17 protein-coding genes are annotated in these 19,026 nt (G+C 70.5%); 15 read left to right on the top strand and 2 right to left on the bottom strand.

Annotated features, from left to right (window positions below):
• The first annotated feature begins 125 nt into the window (after positions 1–125).
• Positions 126–2,153, top strand: coding sequence for an ABC transporter ATP-binding protein (locus tag ACYVD1_RS07510; RefSeq protein ID WP_460769504.1), 2,028 nt, complete (start codon positions 126–128; stop codon positions 2,151–2,153).
• Positions 2,150–4,000 (top strand): ABC transporter ATP-binding protein, encoded by a 1,851-nt coding sequence (locus tag ACYVD1_RS07505; RefSeq protein ID WP_460769501.1) that lies wholly within the window; start codon positions 2,150–2,152, stop codon positions 3,998–4,000. Before ACYVD1_RS07510 ends, ACYVD1_RS07505 begins: the two co-directional genes overlap by 4 nt.
• 218 nt (positions 4,001–4,218) lie before the next feature.
• On the opposite strand, the gene ACYVD1_RS07500 is transcribed toward ACYVD1_RS07505, so the two are convergent.
• Positions 4,219–5,208 carry a phosphoheptose isomerase family protein gene (locus ACYVD1_RS07500; protein WP_460769498.1) on the bottom strand — a complete coding sequence of 330 codons (990 nt, stop codon included), beginning with the start codon at positions 5,206–5,208 and terminating at the stop codon, positions 4,219–4,221.
• Positions 5,209–5,364: 156 nt separating this feature from the next.
• Between ACYVD1_RS07500 and hisI the strand changes: the two genes are divergently transcribed.
• From hisI to ACYVD1_RS07435, 13 genes are all read left to right on the top strand, one after another.
• Positions 5,365–5,709, top strand: coding sequence for a phosphoribosyl-AMP cyclohydrolase (gene hisI, locus ACYVD1_RS07495; protein WP_460769496.1), 345 nt, complete (start codon positions 5,365–5,367; stop codon positions 5,707–5,709).
• A gap of 50 nt (positions 5,710–5,759) precedes the next feature.
• Positions 5,760–6,428, top strand: coding sequence for a Trp biosynthesis-associated membrane protein (locus ACYVD1_RS07490; protein WP_460769673.1), 669 nt, complete (start codon positions 5,760–5,762; stop codon positions 6,426–6,428).
• The gene (locus tag ACYVD1_RS07485) at positions 6,428–6,715 is read left to right on the top strand and encodes an HGxxPAAW family protein (protein WP_460748583.1); all 288 of its coding nucleotides are present in this window, start codon (positions 6,428–6,430) and stop codon (positions 6,713–6,715) included. Before ACYVD1_RS07490 ends, ACYVD1_RS07485 begins: the two co-directional genes overlap by 1 nt.
• Positions 6,716–6,985: 270 nt before the next feature.
• Positions 6,986–7,423, top strand: coding sequence for a CD225/dispanin family protein (locus tag ACYVD1_RS07480; RefSeq protein WP_460769494.1), 438 nt, complete (start codon positions 6,986–6,988; stop codon positions 7,421–7,423).
• A gap of 114 nt (positions 7,424–7,537) precedes the next feature.
• Positions 7,538–8,077, top strand: a complete 540-nt coding sequence (locus tag ACYVD1_RS07475; protein ID WP_460769492.1) for a DUF2752 domain-containing protein — start codon at positions 7,538–7,540, stop codon at positions 8,075–8,077.
• A gap of 196 nt (positions 8,078–8,273) precedes the next feature.
• Positions 8,274–9,080, top strand: coding sequence for an indole-3-glycerol phosphate synthase TrpC (gene trpC / locus ACYVD1_RS07470; protein WP_460769490.1), 807 nt, complete (start codon positions 8,274–8,276; stop codon positions 9,078–9,080).
• A gap of 239 nt (positions 9,081–9,319) precedes the next feature.
• The gene (gene trpB / locus ACYVD1_RS07465; protein WP_460769488.1) at positions 9,320–10,537 is read left to right on the top strand and encodes a tryptophan synthase subunit beta; all 1,218 of its coding nucleotides are present in this window, start codon (positions 9,320–9,322) and stop codon (positions 10,535–10,537) included.
• The gene (gene trpA, locus ACYVD1_RS07460; protein WP_460769485.1) at positions 10,537–11,349 is read left to right on the top strand and encodes a tryptophan synthase subunit alpha; all 813 of its coding nucleotides are present in this window, start codon (positions 10,537–10,539) and stop codon (positions 11,347–11,349) included. Before trpB ends, trpA begins: the two co-directional genes overlap by 1 nt.
• Before the next feature lie 241 nt (positions 11,350–11,590).
• Positions 11,591–12,097: a MauE/DoxX family redox-associated membrane protein gene (locus tag ACYVD1_RS07455; RefSeq protein WP_460769483.1), complete on the top strand. Its 507-nt coding sequence runs from the start codon at positions 11,591–11,593 to the stop codon at positions 12,095–12,097.
• A gap of 108 nt (positions 12,098–12,205) precedes the next feature.
• Positions 12,206–13,189, top strand: coding sequence for a DsbA family protein (locus ACYVD1_RS07450; protein ID WP_460769481.1), 984 nt, complete (start codon positions 12,206–12,208; stop codon positions 13,187–13,189).
• A 55-nt stretch (positions 13,190–13,244) separates the two neighbouring features.
• Positions 13,245–14,357 carry a prolipoprotein diacylglyceryl transferase gene (gene lgt / locus ACYVD1_RS07445; RefSeq protein WP_460769479.1) on the top strand — a complete coding sequence of 371 codons (1,113 nt, stop codon included), beginning with the start codon at positions 13,245–13,247 and terminating at the stop codon, positions 14,355–14,357.
• 107 nt (positions 14,358–14,464) lie between these two features.
• Complete coding sequence (locus ACYVD1_RS07440) at positions 14,465–15,622, top strand: hypothetical protein (RefSeq protein WP_460769476.1); 1,158 nt, start codon at positions 14,465–14,467, stop codon at positions 15,620–15,622.
• Positions 15,623–15,782: 160 nt separating this feature from the next.
• Positions 15,783–16,769: a hypothetical protein gene (locus ACYVD1_RS07435; protein ID WP_460769474.1), complete on the top strand. Its 987-nt coding sequence runs from the start codon at positions 15,783–15,785 to the stop codon at positions 16,767–16,769.
• Positions 16,770–16,892: 123 nt separating this feature from the next.
• On the opposite strand, the gene ACYVD1_RS07430 is transcribed toward ACYVD1_RS07435, so the two are convergent.
• Entirely contained in the window at positions 16,893–18,725 is a 1,833-nt protein-coding gene (locus ACYVD1_RS07430; protein ID WP_460769472.1) for a bis-aminopropyl spermidine synthase family protein, read from the bottom strand.
• Between the last annotated feature and the right edge of the window lie 301 nt (positions 18,726–19,026).

The following is a 19,026-nucleotide window of genomic DNA, read 5'->3' as shown; positions in this document are numbered from 1 at the left end:
GGTAGCTGTCGGCGCCCCTGGATAGGTTGGCCCGACACGCGCTCCGTGCCCTTCGGCATGCCCAGCCGAAGCCGTCCGGGGCGCGCGGTGTTGGGCGAGAGCACGGACAACGGAAGCGGGGGCGTATGGCGCAGGGCACCACGACGGCGAACAAGGAGCGGGCAGCGCAGACCCCACCGCCGGCGAGCGGCGCTACGGACGCCCGGAAGCAACCTGCCAGACCCCAGCACAAGGCCGTATTCACCCGAGGCGTGCGCGTGCTGGCCGTCGCGGCCCGCACCGAGCCATGGATCTTCATCGCCGCAGCCGCGGGTGCCATGCTGCACGCCGCGGTCACCGTGGCCTCCGCCTCCGTGCTCGGCTACCTCACCGACAACACCATCCTCCCGGCCTTCGCCACCGGCAGCACCACGGCGGCCGCACTGCTCGCCGCGGCGGCCCTACTCATGGCCGTCGGGCTCGGCAAGGCCGTAGGTCTGGCCGTGCGCCGCCTCCTCGCCGGACTCATGCAGTTCCGCATGCAGGCCCGCTACCGCCGCGCCGTCTCCCGCAAGTACCTCGAACTCCCGCTCTCCTGGCACCACCGCCACCCCACCGGACAGCTCCTGTCCAACGCCAACGCCGACGTCGAGGCTTCCTGGCAGCCGCTCGCACCACTGCCCATGGTCGTCGGCAGCATATTCATGCTGTTCATCGCCGCCATCGCCATGATCGTCACCGACCCGGTCCTCGCCCTGGTCGCCTTCGTCGTCTTCCCGATCCTCGCCGCGGCCAACGTCGCCTTCCAACGCCGCGTGTCCCCGATGGCCTCCAGGGCCCAGGCACTGCGCGCCGAAGTCAGCGGGGTGGCCCACGAGTCCTTCGACGGCGCCCTCGTCGTCAAGACCCTCGGCCGAGAGGACACCGAGACCGAGCGCTTCACCGAAGCCGCACACCGCCTGCGCGACGCGCAGATCCAGGTCGGGCGGATGCGCTCCATGTTCGACCCCTTCATGGAGTCCCTGCCCAACTTCGGCGTCCTCGCCGTCCTGCTCCTGGGTATGTGGCGCCTGTCCACCGGCGCCATCGAACCCGGCGACCTCGTCCAGATCGCCTTCCTCTTCACCCTCCTCGCCCTGCCCATCCGCTCCTTCGGGTGGCTCCTGGGAGACCTGCCCCGCAGCGTCGTCGGCTGGGACCGCGTCCAGTCCGTCCTCCGCGCCGGAGGCGCCATGGTCTACGGCGACCAGGCCCTCGAACCCTCACCCCGCGGCCTCGCCCTGAGCGTCCGAGACGTCACCTTCTCCTACGCCGACGCCTACGAAGCCGACTCCGAGAGCAGCGGCCGCGACCTCATGGACGACAGCGCCACCGGCGCCCGCAGCACCGTCCTCAACGGCGTGGACTTCGACATCGCCCCCGGACGCACCGTCGCCGTCGTCGGTCCCACCGGCTCGGGCAAGTCCACCCTCACCACCGTCCTCATGCGTTTGGTCGACCCCGAGAGCGGCACCGTCACCTACGACGGCGTGGACCTGCGCGATCTCGCCCGCGACCAGGTCCCGCGACACGCCGCACTCGTGCCCCAAGGCACCTTCGTGTTCGAGGACTCCGTCCGCGACAACATCGGTCTCGGCGCCGCGGGGGTCGACGACGACCAGATCTGGGCCGCCCTGCGCCTGGCCCGAGCCGACGGCTTCATCCGCGAACTCGACGGCGGGCTCGACGCCCAGCTGGGGGAGAAGGGCACCACCCTCTCCGGCGGCCAGCGCCAGCGCCTCGCCCTGGCCCGCGCCATCGTCCGCCGCCCCAGACTCCTGATCATGGACGACGCCACCTCGGCCGTCGACCCGCAGATCGAGGCGCAGATCCTCGCCGGACTGCGCGAACGCGACGACGCCGCCACGGTGCTCGTGGTCGCCTACCGCCGAGCCACCATCGAACTGGCGGACGAGGTCCTCTACATGGAGGGCGGCCGCGTCCTGGGCCGCGGTACCCACGAGGAGCTCCTGGCCACCTCGCCGGGCTACACCAAGCTCGTCACCGCTTACGAACGCGCCTCAGCAGAGAACGAGGCGGAGCGCACACCGGTCCCCGAGGAGCCGGGACCGGCCGAACCGCACCGCAGCGTCGGAGGGCACGGCAACGACGCCACCGAGGAGAGCAGCCGATGAGCGCACCCGCACGGACCCGCACCGACGACAGGCCGGAGCAAGCGGCCGACCGGCAGCGCCCCGACAGCGACCCGGTCCTCTCCCTGCACCGCAACCAGGACACCGCGCTCGGCACCATCAAGCGCGGCCTCCAACTGTCCCCGGAGTTCGCCAAGGGCCTCTGGCTCACCCTGTGCTTCGCCGTGGTCGCCACGGGGGGCAAGGTCATCGTGCCCATCGCGGTCCAGCAGATCATCGACAGCGGACTCACCGGGACGGGCGGCCCGGACCTGGAGTTCGTCACCCGCATGGTGGCGGTCTGCGCCGGGCTCCTCGTGGTCACCATGGTCTGCTCGTTCCTGATGAACCTGCGGCTCTACCGGGCCACCGAGTCCGGTCTGGCGACCCTGCGCCGCAAGGCCTTCCGGCACGTCCACGACCTGTCCGTGCTCACCCAGAACAGCGAGCGCAAGGGCGCCCTGGTCTCCCGCGTCACCGGAGACGTGGACCAGATCAGCCACTTCATGCAGTGGGGCGGCCTGCTCCTGCTGGTCAGCACCGGGCAGCTCTTCGTGGCCACCACACTCATGGCGGTCTACTCCTGGCAGCTCACCCTCGTGGTGTGGATCTGCGTCCTGCCGCTGCTGTTCGGCGTCCGCTGGCTCCAGAAACTGCTCTCCAAGGCCTATCTCAAGGTCCGCGAACGCACCGGTGACATGCTCGGCGCCATCGGCGAGACCGTCATGGGCGCCGCCGTCATCCGCGCCCACGGCACGGAGGAGCGCACCGCGGGCCGCATCGACACCACCGTCTTCGCCACCCGCAGGGCCCAGGTGAAGGCCCAGCGCCTGTCCATGGCGGTCTCGCCCTTCGCGGAGATCGTCGCAGCCATCGGCAACACCGCGGTCGTCCTGGTCGGCGTGTGGCTGGGCATCGGCGGCGACCTCACCGCGGGCCAGCTCATCGCCTTCCTGTTCCTCATGACCCTCTTCATCCAGCCGATGATGATGGCCACGGAGATCTTCAACGAGGCACAGAACGCCATCGCCGGCTGGCGCCGCGTCCTCGGGGTCCTGGACACCGTCCCCGACATCGCGGACCCGGGAGAGGCCGGACGCGTTCTGCCGCGCGGCGCGGTCAGGGTCGGGTTCGACCATGTCACGTACTCCTACCCGGACGGGCCGGTCGTCCTGGACGGCATCGACGTGGAGATCACCCCGGGTACCCGGGTCGCGGTCGTCGGCGAGACCGGGTCGGGCAAGACCACGTTCGTCAAGCTCCTCACCCGTCTCATGGACCCCGGCTCCGGGACCGTCAGTCTGGACGGCGTCGACCTGCGGGAGGTGGCCTTCTCGTCTCTGCGCGGCCGCGTCGTCATGGTGCCCCAGGAGGGCTTCCTGTTTGACAGCTCTCTGGGGGCCAACATCCGCTTCGCCCGGCCGGAGAGCAGCGACGCCGAACTCGAGGCGGCCGTCACCGAACTCGGCTTGGCCGACTGGCTCGGCAGCCTCGCCCACGGCCTGGACACACCGGTCGGCCAACGGGGCGAGTCCATGTCGGCGGGGGAGCGGCAGCTCGTCGCGCTCGTGCGGGCCTACATCGCCGACCCGGACCTGCTCGTTCTCGACGAGGCCACCTCAGCCGTCGATCCGCACACCGAGGTGCGCATCCAGCGCGCCCTGGACCGGCTCACCAAGGGCCGCACCTCGGTCGCCATCGCCCACCGGCTCTCCACCGCGGAGGCGGCCGACCGGGTGCTGGTCTTCGACGACGGCAAGATCGTGCAGAGCGGTTCCCACGGCGAACTCGTCGCCGTACCCGGCGTCTACGCGAACCTCTACGCCTCCTGGGTGCGTTCCTCGGCTTGAGTTCGAGGGCCGGAGGGGCTGGGGTGTAGCAAGCACAGCGCAAGAGGAGTCAAGCCGCTAGCGAGGAACGAGCGAGATCCTGGTCTGCGCGCGTCAGCGTGTCCGTTGAGGGTTGGTGGCGGGCGACGTGGGGTCCTGGTCTGCGCGCGTCAGCGTGTCCGTTGAGGGTTGGTGGCGGGCGACGGGTGGGCGGAGGCCCACAACAAACACGGTGCCCTCTACCGCCACCAGTGGGCGGCCAGCAGCTCCGGCACCAGTGGTTCGGCCAGCAGGCTCACGTCGGGGTCGTCGTCGCCCGGGTAGCGCACGGTCAGTGCCACCCCCGGTACGCGTTCGCGTCCGGGGGTGGCACCCACCGCGACGAACGTCCCGCGCAGCTGTACCAGGTGCTCCGCGAAGCGCTGGTCGTAGGTCGAACCGGCGAACAGCAGCGCGCGGTAGTCGGTCACCGCGGCCAGGTGCCGGTCCGTGTGCGACCACTCCCCGGTCTCCCGGGCGTGGGCGACGCGGACCGGCCCGCGGCGCAGCGCCTGCACCCCCTGTTCGGCCGAGGCCATGCGCTCCGCCGGGGCCACCAGGTGCACCCCGTGCGGGGAGTCCAACACCTGCGCCGCCTCGGGCAGCCACTCGGGGGCGCTGTCCAACAGGACACGGACGGCGTTGGCGGCCCGCCGCAACAGCCCCGGAAAGTTGGCGCTGCTGCCCGACGGGGGAGCACCCAGCCGGTGCCCCAGCAGCAACAGCAGTGCCAGCGCGTGCTGCTGCGCGCGGGAGCGCACGCCGCTCTTCTCCTCACCCGCGTGCAACGGCACCAGCAGGTCCGCGTACCGGGACACCACCGCGTCCGGCTCCGGGGCCAGCACGATCACCGGGGAACGTCCCACATAGCGGTCCAGGACCGTGCAGAGCTCCCGCTGGCCCTCACCCAAGGTCACAGCCACCACAAGGCTCTCCGGGCCCGCAGGAGGCTCCTCCGCGGAGGAGGAGAAGTCCGCGTGGGCGCCGATCCCCGACCTCCGCAGCCGGGCCGCCGCCACCGCGCAGATGTGCCGCGCCGCTCCTAGGCCCAGGAACCGCACCGCCGCGGGTTCGTCCTCCAGCAGCGCGGGCAGCGCGGCGTACGGGTCCCAGCGCGGGAAACGCTGGGCGAGCGCGGTCAACGCGGCGGGCTTCCCCGTCAGGTCTGCGGTCAGGGACTCGGAGGTCACGTCAGGCTCCCAAGCTGGCAGGACTGTCGCGGCGGCGACGTCACGGACCCACGAACTCTAATTCCTGGCACCGGTTTACCGGAGCACTCGGCCGCCGACCGCTGTCAAGCAGTACCCGGTGAGCACCGCTTGGACGTCGGCCATAACCTGGGAAGCATGAGCGCCACCAACCTCGATCCGGGCATCTCCGCACGGCTGAAGCGGAACCCGGACGGCCTCGTCCCTGTCGTCGTGCAGCAGTACGACAGCGGGCAGGTCCTCATGCTCGCATGGATGGACGACGAGGCCCTGCACCGCACCCTCAGTACACGCGAGGCCACGTACTGGTCGCGCAGCCGGGGCGAGTACTGGGTCAAGGGCGCCACTTCAGGACACACCCAACGTGTGGTTTCCGTCGCACTCGACTGTGACGGCGACACCCTCCTGGTCCGTGTCGACCAGGCCGGTGCCGCATGTCACACCGGCGACCCCACGTGCTTCGACGCGGGACGACTTCTGTGACCTCCACCAAGACCGCCGCCACAAAGCTTCGCCGCGAGTACGGACTCACCATGCTCGTCATGGCTTCCGGGGCCGGGCTCATGCTGGGCGCCTCCGGCATGGAATGGGTCACCGGCGAGCTCAGCTCGCCCGGGGACGTGGCCGCCGTCCCGGTCGAGCTCACCGGCGGCGACCTCACCGGTGCGCTCACCGGCCTGGGATGGGCCGGGCTCGCCGGGCTGGCGGGCCTGTACGCCGCGCGCTCCTGGGCCCGCCGCCTCGTCGGGCTCCTCGTCGCCGCCTGCGGTGCCTTCGCCATCACCTCCGTGTGGGCGGCGACCCGCACCGGCGAACTCGTCGACACCGTCTCCGCGTCGACCACCGACACGGCCGGAACCGGCCAGGTCATCGGCACACCCGAGCTCCACGCACTCGGTCCGGCACTGGGCGTGGCCGGAGCCGTACTCCTGGTCCTCACCGGTCTGGTCGCGGTACTGCGTGCCCCTGCCTGGCCGGGTATGGGCACCCGGTACGATCGGACCGCCGCACCGCGTCCGCACCAGGCTGAGACACCCGCCGACCTGTGGAAATCGCTGGATGCCGGTGACGACCCCACTCTTGACGCCCCGGGTGACGGCGCGCCCGCCGGAGACGAACCGGCGGCCCGGGCCGAACCCGAGGGCGGCACCGAACCCGCACCGCCGGCCGAACGGCCGGCCCAACCTAAGGAGAGCCCCTGATGGCCGACGAGCACCACGAAGAGCACGACGACCACGGCAACACCTGGTCCGCCTGGTTCCTCACCGTCTCCTGGATCATCGCCTGGACCGTGGCCGCGGTCGCCGTCATCTTCGGCGGCGATCTGGTGCTGTGGACGTTCATCGCTCTGGGTGCCAGCGTCGTGCTCGCCGTCATCGCCGGGATCATGAAGAAGGTCGGTCTGGGCCGCACGGAGCCGCGGCCGGTGCCGCCCACACGCGAGGAGTGGGAAGCGGGCCGTGAGGTGTCGGCCACGGGCGGCAACTAGCCCTTCCGGCCGGAGAACCGGTAAATCCGCAGCTCACAACGGATGAGTAACGGAAAATGGACGAAGGTCGCATGGGGCAGGTAGATTCACCCCACCGGCCCTGTCAGCCGCTACGGACCCGGTCAGTGCTGTCTCGCTGATCTGGCATCATGCGAATTCGCTTGCGGCCAGTGATCCCGGTGACCCAACCCTGCCCCATGTTGGGCCGACGTGTGCGTCTGGCCGCGTCGCGTCAAACCCCTTGTCCTCTTCCGGAAAGACACTTCACTCATGAGCTATGGTCCCCCGCCTCCCGGCAACCCCGGCCCGCCGCCCCCGCCCCCCGGCGGCGGCTACGGCCCCCCGAGCGGCGGCTACGGCCCGCCCACCGGCGGCTACGGCCCCCCGAGCGGCGGCTACGGCCCGCCCAGTGGCGGTTACGGCGGCTTCGGCGGCCAGCCCCCGTCCGAGCCGCCCAAGAACTACCTGCTGTTCAACATCCTGGGCATCTTCGGCTGCATGGTCCTGGGGATCATCGGCCTCGTCTTCGCCCTCCAGGTCAACAGCAAGTGGCAGATGGGCGACTACGCGGGCGCAGAATCCGCGGCCAACACAGCGAAGATCCTGGGCATCATCGGCCTCGTCTGCTTCATCCTCGCGGCGATCTGGTGGATCTTCTACATCCTCGTGCTCGGCCTCGCCATCGGCACGTCGCCCACGTACTACTAGCCTGGCCCGTTCTCTGGCAGCAGGCCCATCGCGCTCCGCCCCCGGCACACCGGGGGCGGAGCGGGGTCTTTCCCACCCACGTGCCGGGAATGGCCCGGCGGTAGGCTCGAACACGTGCAGCACGACGAGAAGCGCAGCCCAGCGCCCGGCCCCGCCCCGAGCCCGGCGGCCCCGAACGCCAGCCCCTCGGACACGGCAGCGATGTCCCCGGGCCGGATCGAGCGCGCCTTCCGACGGATCCACCCGGCCACCTGGCCGCTGGGCGTGGCCGTCCTCGGCCTCGCCGGGGCGACACTGCTCCACTTCGTCGACCCCAACGAACCTGGCAACTATCCCACCTGCCCCTGGCTGCTGCTCACCGGCACCTTCTGCCCCGGCTGCGGCACCATGCGCGCCATTGCCCTGGTCACCCACCTGGACATCCTCGGCGCCGTCAGCATGAACCCGCTGCTGTTCCTGCTGGTCCCCTACATCCTCTTCGCCTACGCCACCTGGCTGATCGGCACGCTTCGCCCCCGGACACGCCCGCGAAACCTCACCCCCACCTGGCTGATCTGGTCGATCCTGGTGGCCTTCGTCTTCTTCTGGGTGGCCCGCAACCTGCCCTGGTTCTCCTTCCTCGCACCGGGTACGCCGCTCCTGCCAGGGTGGTGACCCGGAGCAGCCCCCGGCGGCCACCTACGGCCAACCGGGGCGCTGACACGGGGGCCGCGACCCCCGGCCCGCCAAGGGTCGATACGATGACCAGCACACGGTGTAACGGCCGAGCGCCCGAGTCCGCTCCGCCGACCGCGTCCGACCACGGACCGGCCACCGCGTACCGAAACCATGGACGAGGGAGCTAGAACTGGTGAGCGTGCTCGACGAGATCCTCGACGGAGTACGCGCTGACCTGGCGCAGCGGCAAGAGGCCCTCCCCCTGGACCGCCTCAAGGCCCAAGCCGAGTCGGTGCCCGTTCCGAAGGACGCCGAAGCCGCCCTGCGCCGCCCCGGCGTCCACGTGATCGCCGAGGTCAAGCGCGCCAGCCCCTCCAAGGGGCCACTCGCCAGCATCAGCGACCCCGCGGAACTGGCCCGCGACTACGAGGCCGGCGGGGCCACCCTGATCAGCGTCCTCACCGAGCAGCGTCGCTTCAACGGCAGCCTCGAAGACCTCCAAGCGGTGCACACCGCGGTCGAGACGCCCCTGCTGCGCAAGGACTTCGTCGTCAGCTCCTACCAGCTGTGGGAGGCCCGCGTCTTCGGTGCCTCCGCGGTCCTGCTCATCGTCGCCGCTCTGCCCCAGGAGGCCCTGGTGTCCCTGGTCGAGCGGGCCCGCTCGCTGGACCTCACCCCCCTGGTCGAGGTCCACGACGAGGAGGAGGTCGCCCGGGCCCTGGACGCCGGAGCCACCGTCATCGGCGTCAACGCGCGCAACCTCAAAACCCTCGAGGTCGACCGGGACACCTTCGCCCGGCTCGCGCCCCTCATCCCCGCGGACCGCGTCAGGATCGCCGAGTCCGGGGTACGCGGCCCGCACGATCTGCTGGCCTACGCCGGTGCCGGAGCCGGTGCCGTCCTGGTGGGAGAGAGCCTCGTCCGCGGCGGGAACCCGCGCGAGGCCGTCGCCGACCTCGTGACCGCCGGAGCCCACCCCGCGCTGCGCGACCGGAACTGACGGCGCGGAACCGACAGGGATTCACGATGGGATCGACGAAGGCGACTCAGAACCATGTGCGCCGATGGCGATGGCGGAGCCCGTAGGCGCGAGCCGCGGGTTCACACCGCCGCGTTCAACCCAGAACCAACCGCGCCGCCGGAGCCGGGCGGCGCACCACCGGTCGGCGCGCGGCCTCCCGCGGATCGAGGTCCGGGGGAGCACCCGCGGTCGGCCTCCGCATCCCAGGAGAACTTCCCATGAGCCACGAACAACCGGTGCCCGACGCCCGAGGGCACTACGGCCGCTTCGGCGGCCGGTTCGCGCCCGAGGCCCTCATCGCCGCCCTCGACGAGGTCGAGGCCGAGTGGGACAAGGCCAAGAACGACCCCGAGTTCCAGCGCGAGTTCGACGCCCTCCTCAAGGGCTACGCGGGTCGTCCCAGCCTCGTCACCGAGGCCCACAACCTCTCCGAGCACGCCGGCGGCGCACGGATCCTCCTCAAACGCGAGGACCTCAACCACACCGGCTCGCACAAGATCAACAACGTGCTGGGCCAGGCGCTGCTCACCAAGCGCATGGGCAAGACCCGCGTGATCGCCGAGACCGGCGCCGGTCAGCACGGCGTGGCCACCGCCACCGCCTGCGCCCTCATGGGCCTGGACTGCGTCATCTACATGGGGGAGGAGGACACCGAACGCCAGGCGCTCAACGTCGCCCGCATGCGGATGCTCGGTGCCGAGGTCGTCCCGGTCACCATCGGTAGCCGCACCCTCAAGGACGCCATCAACGAGACCTTCCGGGACTGGGTCGCCAACGTCGACCACACCCACTACCTCTTCGGCACCGCCGCGGGCCCGCACCCCTTCCCCAAGCTGGTGCGCGACCTCCACTTCACGGTCGGCGCGGAGGCACGCGAACAGGTCATCGAGCTCACCGGCGGGCTTCCCGACGCGGTCGCCGCCTGCGTCGGCGGCGGCTCCAACGCCATCGCGATCTTCGCCGCCTTCATCCCCGACGAGAGCGTCGCCCTCTACGGCTTCGAGGCCGGGGGAGACGGGTCCGACACCGACCAGACCGCCGCCTCCATCACCGCGGGCAGCCAGGGCGTCTTCCACGGCGCCCGCACCTTCGTCCTCCAGGACGACTACGGCCAGACCCTGCCCAGCCACTCGATCTCCGCGGGGCTCGACTACCCGGCGGTGGGCCCCGAGCACGCCCACCTGGCCGACACCGGACGTGCCGTCTACGAGCCCGTCACGGACACCGAGGCCATGGACGCCTTCCGCCTGCTGTGCCGGACCGAAGGCATCATCCCCGCCATCGAGAGCGCCCACGCCCTGGCCGGAGCCCTCAAGCTCGGCCAGCGCCTGGGTACCGGATCCGTGATCCTGGTGAACCTCTCCGGGCGCGGTGACAAGGACGTCAACACCGCGGCCACCTACTTCGGCCTCGTCGACTCGGAGGGACAGGCGTGATGGGCGCGACCACACTGCAGACCAAGCTGGCCCAGGCCCGTGAGGCCGACCGCGCCGCACTCATCGGCTACCTGCCCGCCGGGTTCCCCGACGTGGAGTCCTCGATCCGAGTCGTCCAGGCCATGGTCGAGGGCGGGTGCGACGTCATCGAGGTCGGCCTGCCCTACTCCGACCCCATGATGGACGGTCCCACCATCCAACGCGCCGCCGACCAGGCACTGGCCTCGGGCACCACCACCGACGACGTCTTCACGGTCGTGGAGGCCACCGCCGCCACCGGCGCCGCCGCCCTGGTCATGTCCTACTGGAACCCGATCGAGCGCTACGGCGTGGATCGCTTCGCCACCGAGCTCGCCAAGGCGGGCGGGGCCGGGGTCATCACCCCCGACCTCATCCCGGAAGAGGCCGAGGAGTGGTACGCCGCCTCCGACCGGGCCGGGCTGGACCGGATCTTCCTCGTGGCGCCCTCCTCCTCCGACCGGCGGCTGGAGCTCACCACAGGCGCCAGCAGCGGGTTCGTGTACGCGGCTTCGCTCATGGGCGTCACCGGAACCCGGGCCCAGGTCGCCGACACCGCGGAGACCCTGGTACGGCGCACTCGCGAGGTCACCCGTGAGTCGCGTCTGCCGATCTGCGTGGGCCTGGGAATCTCCACGTCCGCGCAGGCCGCGGAGGTCGCCGGGTACGCCGACGGGGTCATCGTGGGCGCCGGCTTCTGTCAGCGCGTCTTGGACGCACCCGACCTGGAGACCGGTCTCGTGGCCGTGCGCTCCTTTGCCCAGGAGCTGGCCGCCGGGGTCCGCTCCCGGTAGCGCCGATCTTCGGTTGGACGGCCACCGGCCGGACTCCAGGCCAGCGGTGGGTCGCCCCTCGACGGGCGACCCACCGTTTTTCTGTGACCGGGCAGGTGCGGGCGCACAGAGGGTCCCGAACCGCACGGCTCCGTGTCACGAGGACGATACACACAGTAGGCTCAGTGTCGACACTCAGGGCAATGGCTTGCCTACCCAAAGCCATGCTCGCGGATGACCGACCCCTCTCCGAAGGCCCGACATGCCGGACACCACCGATGACGCCCCCGCCCCGCCGCGATCCCGCTGGGAGCAGGTCCAACCCTGGCTCACCCTCGCCTGCAGAGTCGGTCTCGCCGCCGTCCTCATCACCGCAGCCGTCACCAAGTTCCCGCCGGCCCTGTCCGTCCAGGCGGTCGAGGCCTACGACCTCTTCTCGCCAGAGTTTGCCCAGCTCATCGGCTATACTCTGCCCCTCTTCGAGCTCGCCTTGGCCCTACTCCTGATCATCGGACTCGCCAGCCGCTACGTGGGTGCCGCCAGCACACTCCTCATGATCGTCTTCATCGCCGGGATCGTCTCCGCGATGGCCCGCGGACTGAACATCGACTGCGGCTGCTTCGGCGCCGGCGGCCAGGTCGAACCGGGCGAGACCACATACGGGATCTCCATCGCCCGCGACATCGCCTTCGGGGCCATGGGCGCGTTCATCGCCCTCTGGCCCCGCTCACCCTTCGCCCTCGACCGCGCCCTCGGGCTCTTCCGGTGACCCAGGCGCTTGTGAAACCACGGCGCCGCTGGGACTACGGCGCCTCGGAACCCCGGCGCCTCCGAGGTCGCGGCCGAACCAACCGAAGTACGGAAACAGGGGAAAACCATGGGGAGTGAAGCGCGCCAGCGCGCCCGCGAGAAGCTCAGGGAACAGCGCGCGCAAGAGAGGCGGGCCGCCAAACGCAAGAAGAACCTCATCGTGGCAGGCGCCGCCATCGCCGTCGTCCTGCTCGTCGTCGGTATCGGCTACGCCGTCCTCAGCTCCGACCGGAGCGAGGGTTACGAAGGGCCACTGGCCGCCCAGACCCTCCAAGACGACGGCAGCGTCGTCATGGCGGACGAGGACGTCGCCGCCCCCGTCGTCGAGGTCTACGCCGACTACCAGTGCCCGGCCTGCCGCCAGTTCGAACTCCACAACGGTGACGTCCTCAAGGAGAAGGCGGCCGAAGGCGAAGCCGTCGTCCACTACCGCACCGTCAGCATCTTCGCCGAAGAGCCCGCGCCCACCAGCAGCAACTCGCTACGGGCCGGCGCCGCGGGCCGCGCCGCCGCCGACCACGGCGTCTTCGTCGAGTACAACGACCTCCTCTTCGAGAACCAGCCCAACGCCGAGGAAGAGGGCTACAGCGTCGCCGACCTCAACGCGTGGTTCCGCCAGACCGACGCCGACGAGGACCAGGCCACCGACTTCGAGGAGAGCCTCGAAGCCGAATCCGCCGTGGTCACCGAATTCACCGAGGAGTACCTGCCCGCGCTCGTCGCCGACGCCACCGAACAGATCGGCGAGGAATCCCTCGGAGCCATGGTCTTGAGCGACCTCCTCGCCTGGGGAGAGGAACAGGGACGCGACTCCTCCTTCCTGGACGGCACATACACGGGCGAGATCATCGACGCCACAGGAACGGCCTACACTCGCTACAGCGGAGACAACGAGTTCCGCGGTACACCATCCGTCTACGTCAACGGCGAGTTGCTGGACAACAACACCGCCATGACCGCCAGGGGTCTGTCCGAGGCGATCGCCTCAGCGGGCGACGGCGAAGTCGACACCGAGCCGATGGGCGAGGACGACGGGGGTGACGCGGAGTAGAACCCCTGAACAGACCCCCCGCACGCGGGGCGAATCCGAGAGCAGAGCAGTGACATTGTCGTCGACAGCTTCCGAGGGCGCGGCCGAGCACAGCCGCGCCCTCGCGGCCATCCCCAGTCCTGAGATCAACTCGATCCCCATCGGACCGCTGGAGATCCACTTCTACGCCCTGTGCATCCTCGCCGGCGTCATCGTCGCCGTGTTCTGGAGCGAGCGCCGCTGGAAGGCGATGGGAGGCGAGCCCGGCACCATCATGGACATGGCCGTCTGGGCCGTGATCCTCGGCCTGATCGGTGGCCGCCTCTACCACGTCATCAGCGACGCCCAACTGTACTTCGGTCCGGGCAAGGAACCCATCCGAGCCCTCTACATCTGGGAGGGCGGCCTCGGAATCTGGGGCGCGATCCCCCTCGGAGCGGTCGGCGTGTGGCTGGTCGCCCGCAAGCGCGGCCTGTCGATGTCCAAGCTCGCCTTCGCCATCGCCCCCACCATCCCCCTGGCCCAGGCCATCGGCCGCTGGGGCAACTACTTCAACCAGGAACTGTTCGGCCGCCCCACCGACGTGCCCTGGGCCCTGGAGATCAACCTCACCCCCGAGGGCTACCTCCGCGCCGGCATGGAGCCGGGCGTCACCACCTACCACCCCACCTTCCTCTACGAGTCCCTCTGGTGCCTCGTCCTTGCCGTCCTCCTCGCCTACCTCGGACGCCGCTACGAGAACTCCCTCCAGGGCGGGCGCCTCTTCGCCCTCTACCTGATGGGCTACTGCGTGGGCCGGTTCTGGATCGAGTACCTGCGCGTGGACCCGGCCAACGACTTCTTCGGCCTGCGCCTCAACAACTGGACCTCCATCGCGGTCTTCGCCGCTGCCCTCGTCTACTTCATCTGGGCCGGCCGCCGACTCGACTCCTTCTCCACCGCCGTCGTCCCGACCGGACACGACGCGGGCACCCAGGTGTTCGGCGACACAAAGGACGGTGAGACAACCGACGAAGGCACCGTCTACAGCGCCGTGGACACGGAAGATTCGGTGTATGACCAGGCCAGCGGCTCATCCGAAGGCGCCGGCACGGAATACCACCCGAGGCCTGAGCGATCTAGTAGCGAGGGCTCGACGGAGGACGGCGCGAAAGGCGCCGAGGACGACTCCGGGTCGAAGCCCGATTAGATGGCGGGAAAGAGCCTAACCCCGGTGTGTCGGCCCGTGGCCGACGGCGCCGCAAGGCGTATCCCGCACCAGTCGAGCAGACCACGGGTTGACGATTGAGAAAGACCGTGAGCAGAGCCGGTAGAAGCCGGCGTGGTGGTACCCGCCGCGCTGACAACACCCGCATCGAGGACCACGCCGACGACTACGGCTACGAGGACGAGTACGACCCGGAGGAGGACTTCTCCGCCGAGTACGGTCACACCCACACCCGCCCCGGGGCAACGGAGTACGACGAGTACGACGACGACCCCGACGGCGGATACGAGGAGGACTACGACGACGCGGAGGACCGGGCCCACGAGGCCGGTCGCGCCGCCGGCCGCCAGGGTCGACGCAAGGGCAAGGACAAGCGCGGTCCGGGCCGAGTCTCCGCCTTCTCCGCGTCGGCGATCAAGAAGGTGTCGGTCCTGGGTGACCGGCCCAACCAGATCGTGTACACCCTGGCCGAACAGAGCAAGCGCAAGCGCGGAACCGCCGTGCTCGGCGTTCTGCTGGGCGCCTTCAGTATCGCGCTGGTCGCCCTCCTGGGTGTGCTGTCCTTCCAGCTGGTCACGGGTACCGGCGGCAGCACCGCCGGGGGTGAGGACTCCATCTCCGCACCACCGGACGGGCACAGCACCATCACCCCGGAGCTCTACCTGTTCGAACCGGACCAGCCTGAGGTGTTCGGCTCCATCGAGGAGCGGCCCGCCGAGGCCGAACCCATGACCGAGGAGTCGGTCTTCGGCCCGGTCGAGGAGATGGAACTGGCCGACATGCAGCTGGAACTGCGCAGCGCCGAGGTCACCGACGCCTGCACCTCGCTGGTGTGGGGCGATGAGCTCGGGCAGAGCCTCCTGGACGCCAACTGCCTCAACGCGGCCTCCGGTGTGTACACCGACGCCGACGAGGACCACGTCGCCCAGGTGAGCCTGTTCGACCTGTCCGACAGCGACGGCGCCACCGACGTGGCCGCCGCCATGGACCCGACCAACAGCGACACCGACGCCGGCTTCCTGCTGAGCCAGACCGGCGAGGACATCCCGGGTCTCGAGGACGGGTACAGCCAGGCCAACACCCAGGTCATGGGCCACTACCTCGCCGTGTTCTGGGTCGCGGACACCGACGGCTCCGAGCCCGGGGACGACTCGGACCTGGCCACCCTGAGCGTGGCGTCCATGAGCGCGTTCAGCTTCGTCTACGACGAGGTCGTCGCACACAACCCGGAAGAGGAAGAGGAGTAGCGGAACTGTCCGGCCCCGCCGGACGCCCCGATATGATCTCGGTCAGATCGGCCCGTCCTCCAGGGCCGTGACGAGGAGGCAGAGCTCCCCCTCGGTTCCCGAGCGCAGCCGGGCCGGCCACGTCGCGTGGCCGGCCCGAATCCACGGAAAGGTCCATTGGGTGTCCCCTTCTGAACCCTCGACGCCTGGCAGGCCGGGCCGCCGGAGGAAAACCAGCGAGCCCGACGAGGCTCAGACCGAGACCACCCCGACCCGGGCGGGCGGACGCCGCAAGGGCGGCGGCCGGCGCAAAAGGGAGCCCAAGCGCTTCGGCCGGATGCTGCCCCTCCTGGTGGGCGCGCTCGTCGTGGCGCTCATCGCTCTGGGCGCGGTCCTGTACGTGCAGCTCGCCGGGGACGGCGCGGGGGACGAGGCCGCTCAGGAGTCCCGGCCAGCGGTCTACCGCGTGGTCGACACCGGCAACATGAACGAGGTGCTCGCCTCCCGGGACGTCGACAGCCGCGAACTGAACGCCGGCGAGCTGTTCGAGCGCAGCACCGCCGAAATCTCCAGCCAGAGCATCGATTTCGCTTTGCGCGACTCCGAACTGGTCGAGGACTGTGCCGAAGCGGTCTGGGGCGATGAGGTGGAGGAGGCCCTGGCCGCCGCGGACTGCACCCAAGCGGGCAGTGCCACCTACGTGGCCGACAACTACTTCGGTGCGGCCACCGTGTTCAACCTCGACGACGTCGAGGACAGCCGGGCCGTGGCCAGCGCCATGGACCTGCCCGAACCCGAGGGGGAGGATGAGGAGCCGGTCGACCCCGGGTTCGTCCTGCCGCCCTCCGGTGAGGATCCCCTCGACCGCCTCGGCTCGGGCTACAGCGCCGCCGACGCGATCGTCAGCGGCCACTACCTTGTCGTGGTCTGGGTCCAGGCCACCGACTCCGACTCGGTCGAGGACCGCGTCAGCCTGGCCAGCCCTTTGGTCGCCCTGGCCAACTTCCGAGACCCCCTCTACCGCCGCATGGTGGAGCTCTCCGACACGGTCGAGGACACCGGCGGCGAAGAGGAAACGGTCGAACCACCGGTCGAGGAAGAGCCGCTCGAGGAGGAACCGGTGGAGGAAGCGCCGGCCGACGAGGAGCCCGTCGTCCCCGCCGACTAGCGCCTCGACCGAACCCCGGACACACCGCGGCCGCACGCCGAGCGCACCGGCCGAGAACGGGACCGGGCCCGGCGGGACACCTGTCCCGCCGGGCCCGGTCCCGTTCTCCACCAGCTGACGCGGCTAGTTCTGCCCCTGACCCAAGTCCTGATCCCTACCGCGGTCCTTCCTTCGGTCCTTGGCCTGGTTCTGCACCTGGAGCTCCTCCAACCGGGCGACCAGCTCCGAAGCCAGCACCCGCAACCCCGAGAACCGGTGCTCGGGCAGGTCCAACAGGCTGTGCCCGGCCAGCCAGCCCGGCGCCGAAGCCACCGCGTGCCGCGCCGTGCGCTTGTTGACCGACCGCCCGCGCCAGGCCGCCACCTCCATCAGTCCCGTCCGCAACGTCGCCGTGAGCGTCCCGTGCGCCCGCCCTTGCAGGTGGGCCAGGAGCCGACCGGTGCTGCCACCCGGCTCAGGGTTGCGGGTCAGCCGGATCGCGGTCAGGTCCGGGGCGCCCGCACCCCGCAGGAACCGCACCCGCGTCCCGGGCTCGACCATGGCGCGAAACTCCTTCTGACCCGCCTCGTCGCGCACCCACACGGAGTTCGAGGGCACCAGCACGTAGGTGTGGTCGGTGGTGGCGGCCAGCGCCGCCCGAGCCGCCAACCGGTCCCACCCGCCGGTCAGGTTGACGATCGCGCACTTGCCCACAGCGGTGGGGGAGTCCATCCACGTGGACAGGCGCACCCGAACCTCCTTGGTGACCTCCTTGGGCCAGTCGCCCACCAGCGCGGGCGCGCCCGACTCCGGCCCCAGATCCTCGGTGACCCGCTCCAGCACCGCGGTGGCACGCTCGACATCCAACCCGCCGTGCGCCTCCTTGGCGTTCACCCCCTGGCTGTACACCCGGGAGGCGTCACCACTGGCCGAGGGGAGCGTGCGCGACAGCGGACGCAGCACGTACAAGTCACTGGCCGCACCGATCGACTCCGCACCCAGGTACCGGTTGAAGTCCGGCCACACCGCCTCCAAGAGCAGCCCCGACCGCACCAGGCGCGCTTGGGTCGCGGCGGCCAGCTTGGGCGTGGTCTCGCTCGCACCGTAGGCCACCAGGACCCGCCCCCGCCTCGGGTCGGCCAGCCCCTCCACCCCGCGGCGCACGAACAACTCCACCCCGTCCGGGGTGTAGGGCGGGTCGGTGAAGACCACGTCGGCGCGCTCACGCACGTTCGCGGTCAGGCCCAACCGCAGGTCCGCGCTGTACGTGTACACCGGCAGGCCCAACCGCTCGGCCACCGCGTCGATGTGGGCCAGTACCCGCTCGTCCAGGTCCACCACGTCCACCCGCACACCCGGCTGCACCAGGGGGAGGGCCAGGGACGTCAGGTCGTGGTCGCCCACACAGAGCACCGCGCGCTGGCGCAGGTCGAACCGGGTCGCCAGGAACAGGGCCCGGCGGAGCGCGGTCTCAGCGGTCGCGGACACGTGGTCCAGATCCAGATCCGAAGCCGGTCCCTCAGCGACGGCGCGCACCAGCTCCGCGGCGGCCCGGGGATGCCCGGAGAGCAGATGGGCCACCGGGTCGGCCAGCATCGGTGCGGTGGCTCCGGTGTAGCGGCCGGGACGGAGCAGACGGCACCGGTCCTGTTCGGGCTCGCGCACCAGCTCCCCGGAATCGTCCAGGGCCTCCAGCAGGGACGCCACTACGGCGTGGGCGACACCGCCCGCACGCACCAGGTCGTTGGCGCTCCACCACCGGCCGTCGGAGAGCAGCGACAGGATCAGCCGGGGACGCGGCGCGTCCGCCCCGTGCTCGCGGAGGAAGGCCTCCGCGGCCGCAGGCAGGGGAGGATGGTCGTCGGGGCGGGCTGCTGCCGGGGTATCCAGTACCGGGACGCCCGGCACGCGGGTGAACTCGGCCGAGGTGTGGGACCGGGAGTGGTCCTGGCCGGGGGAATTCGGGTGTCCTGCCATGCGGAGATCCTCCCACGTCACCGAGGGGACCACGGTGACGCGGGACAGTGCGGTTCATGCGTGATGAGGGAGATATCACGCAACGGTGCATTTCCGCCCGCTTGGGTAGGCCGTTGACGCCGGGGTAATCTGGCCTAACAACGCACTGTGCCCGTGTGCCCGCGGTGACAGAGCAGGCCCCGGTCGAGTTCTGATCCCGTTTGGGAGGTTTAGCCGGTTTCCCTGGTGGAAAAACAAGCGAAGCCAGCCCGCATTGGAGGCGACTCCGAGTGGGACAGGTATCACCTTCCGCGGGGCGGGC

Source organism: Nocardiopsis nanhaiensis (assembly GCF_054778635.1).
The sequence above is the reverse complement of the archived record's forward strand: the minus strand, read 5'-3'. Positions and strand labels throughout refer to the sequence as shown.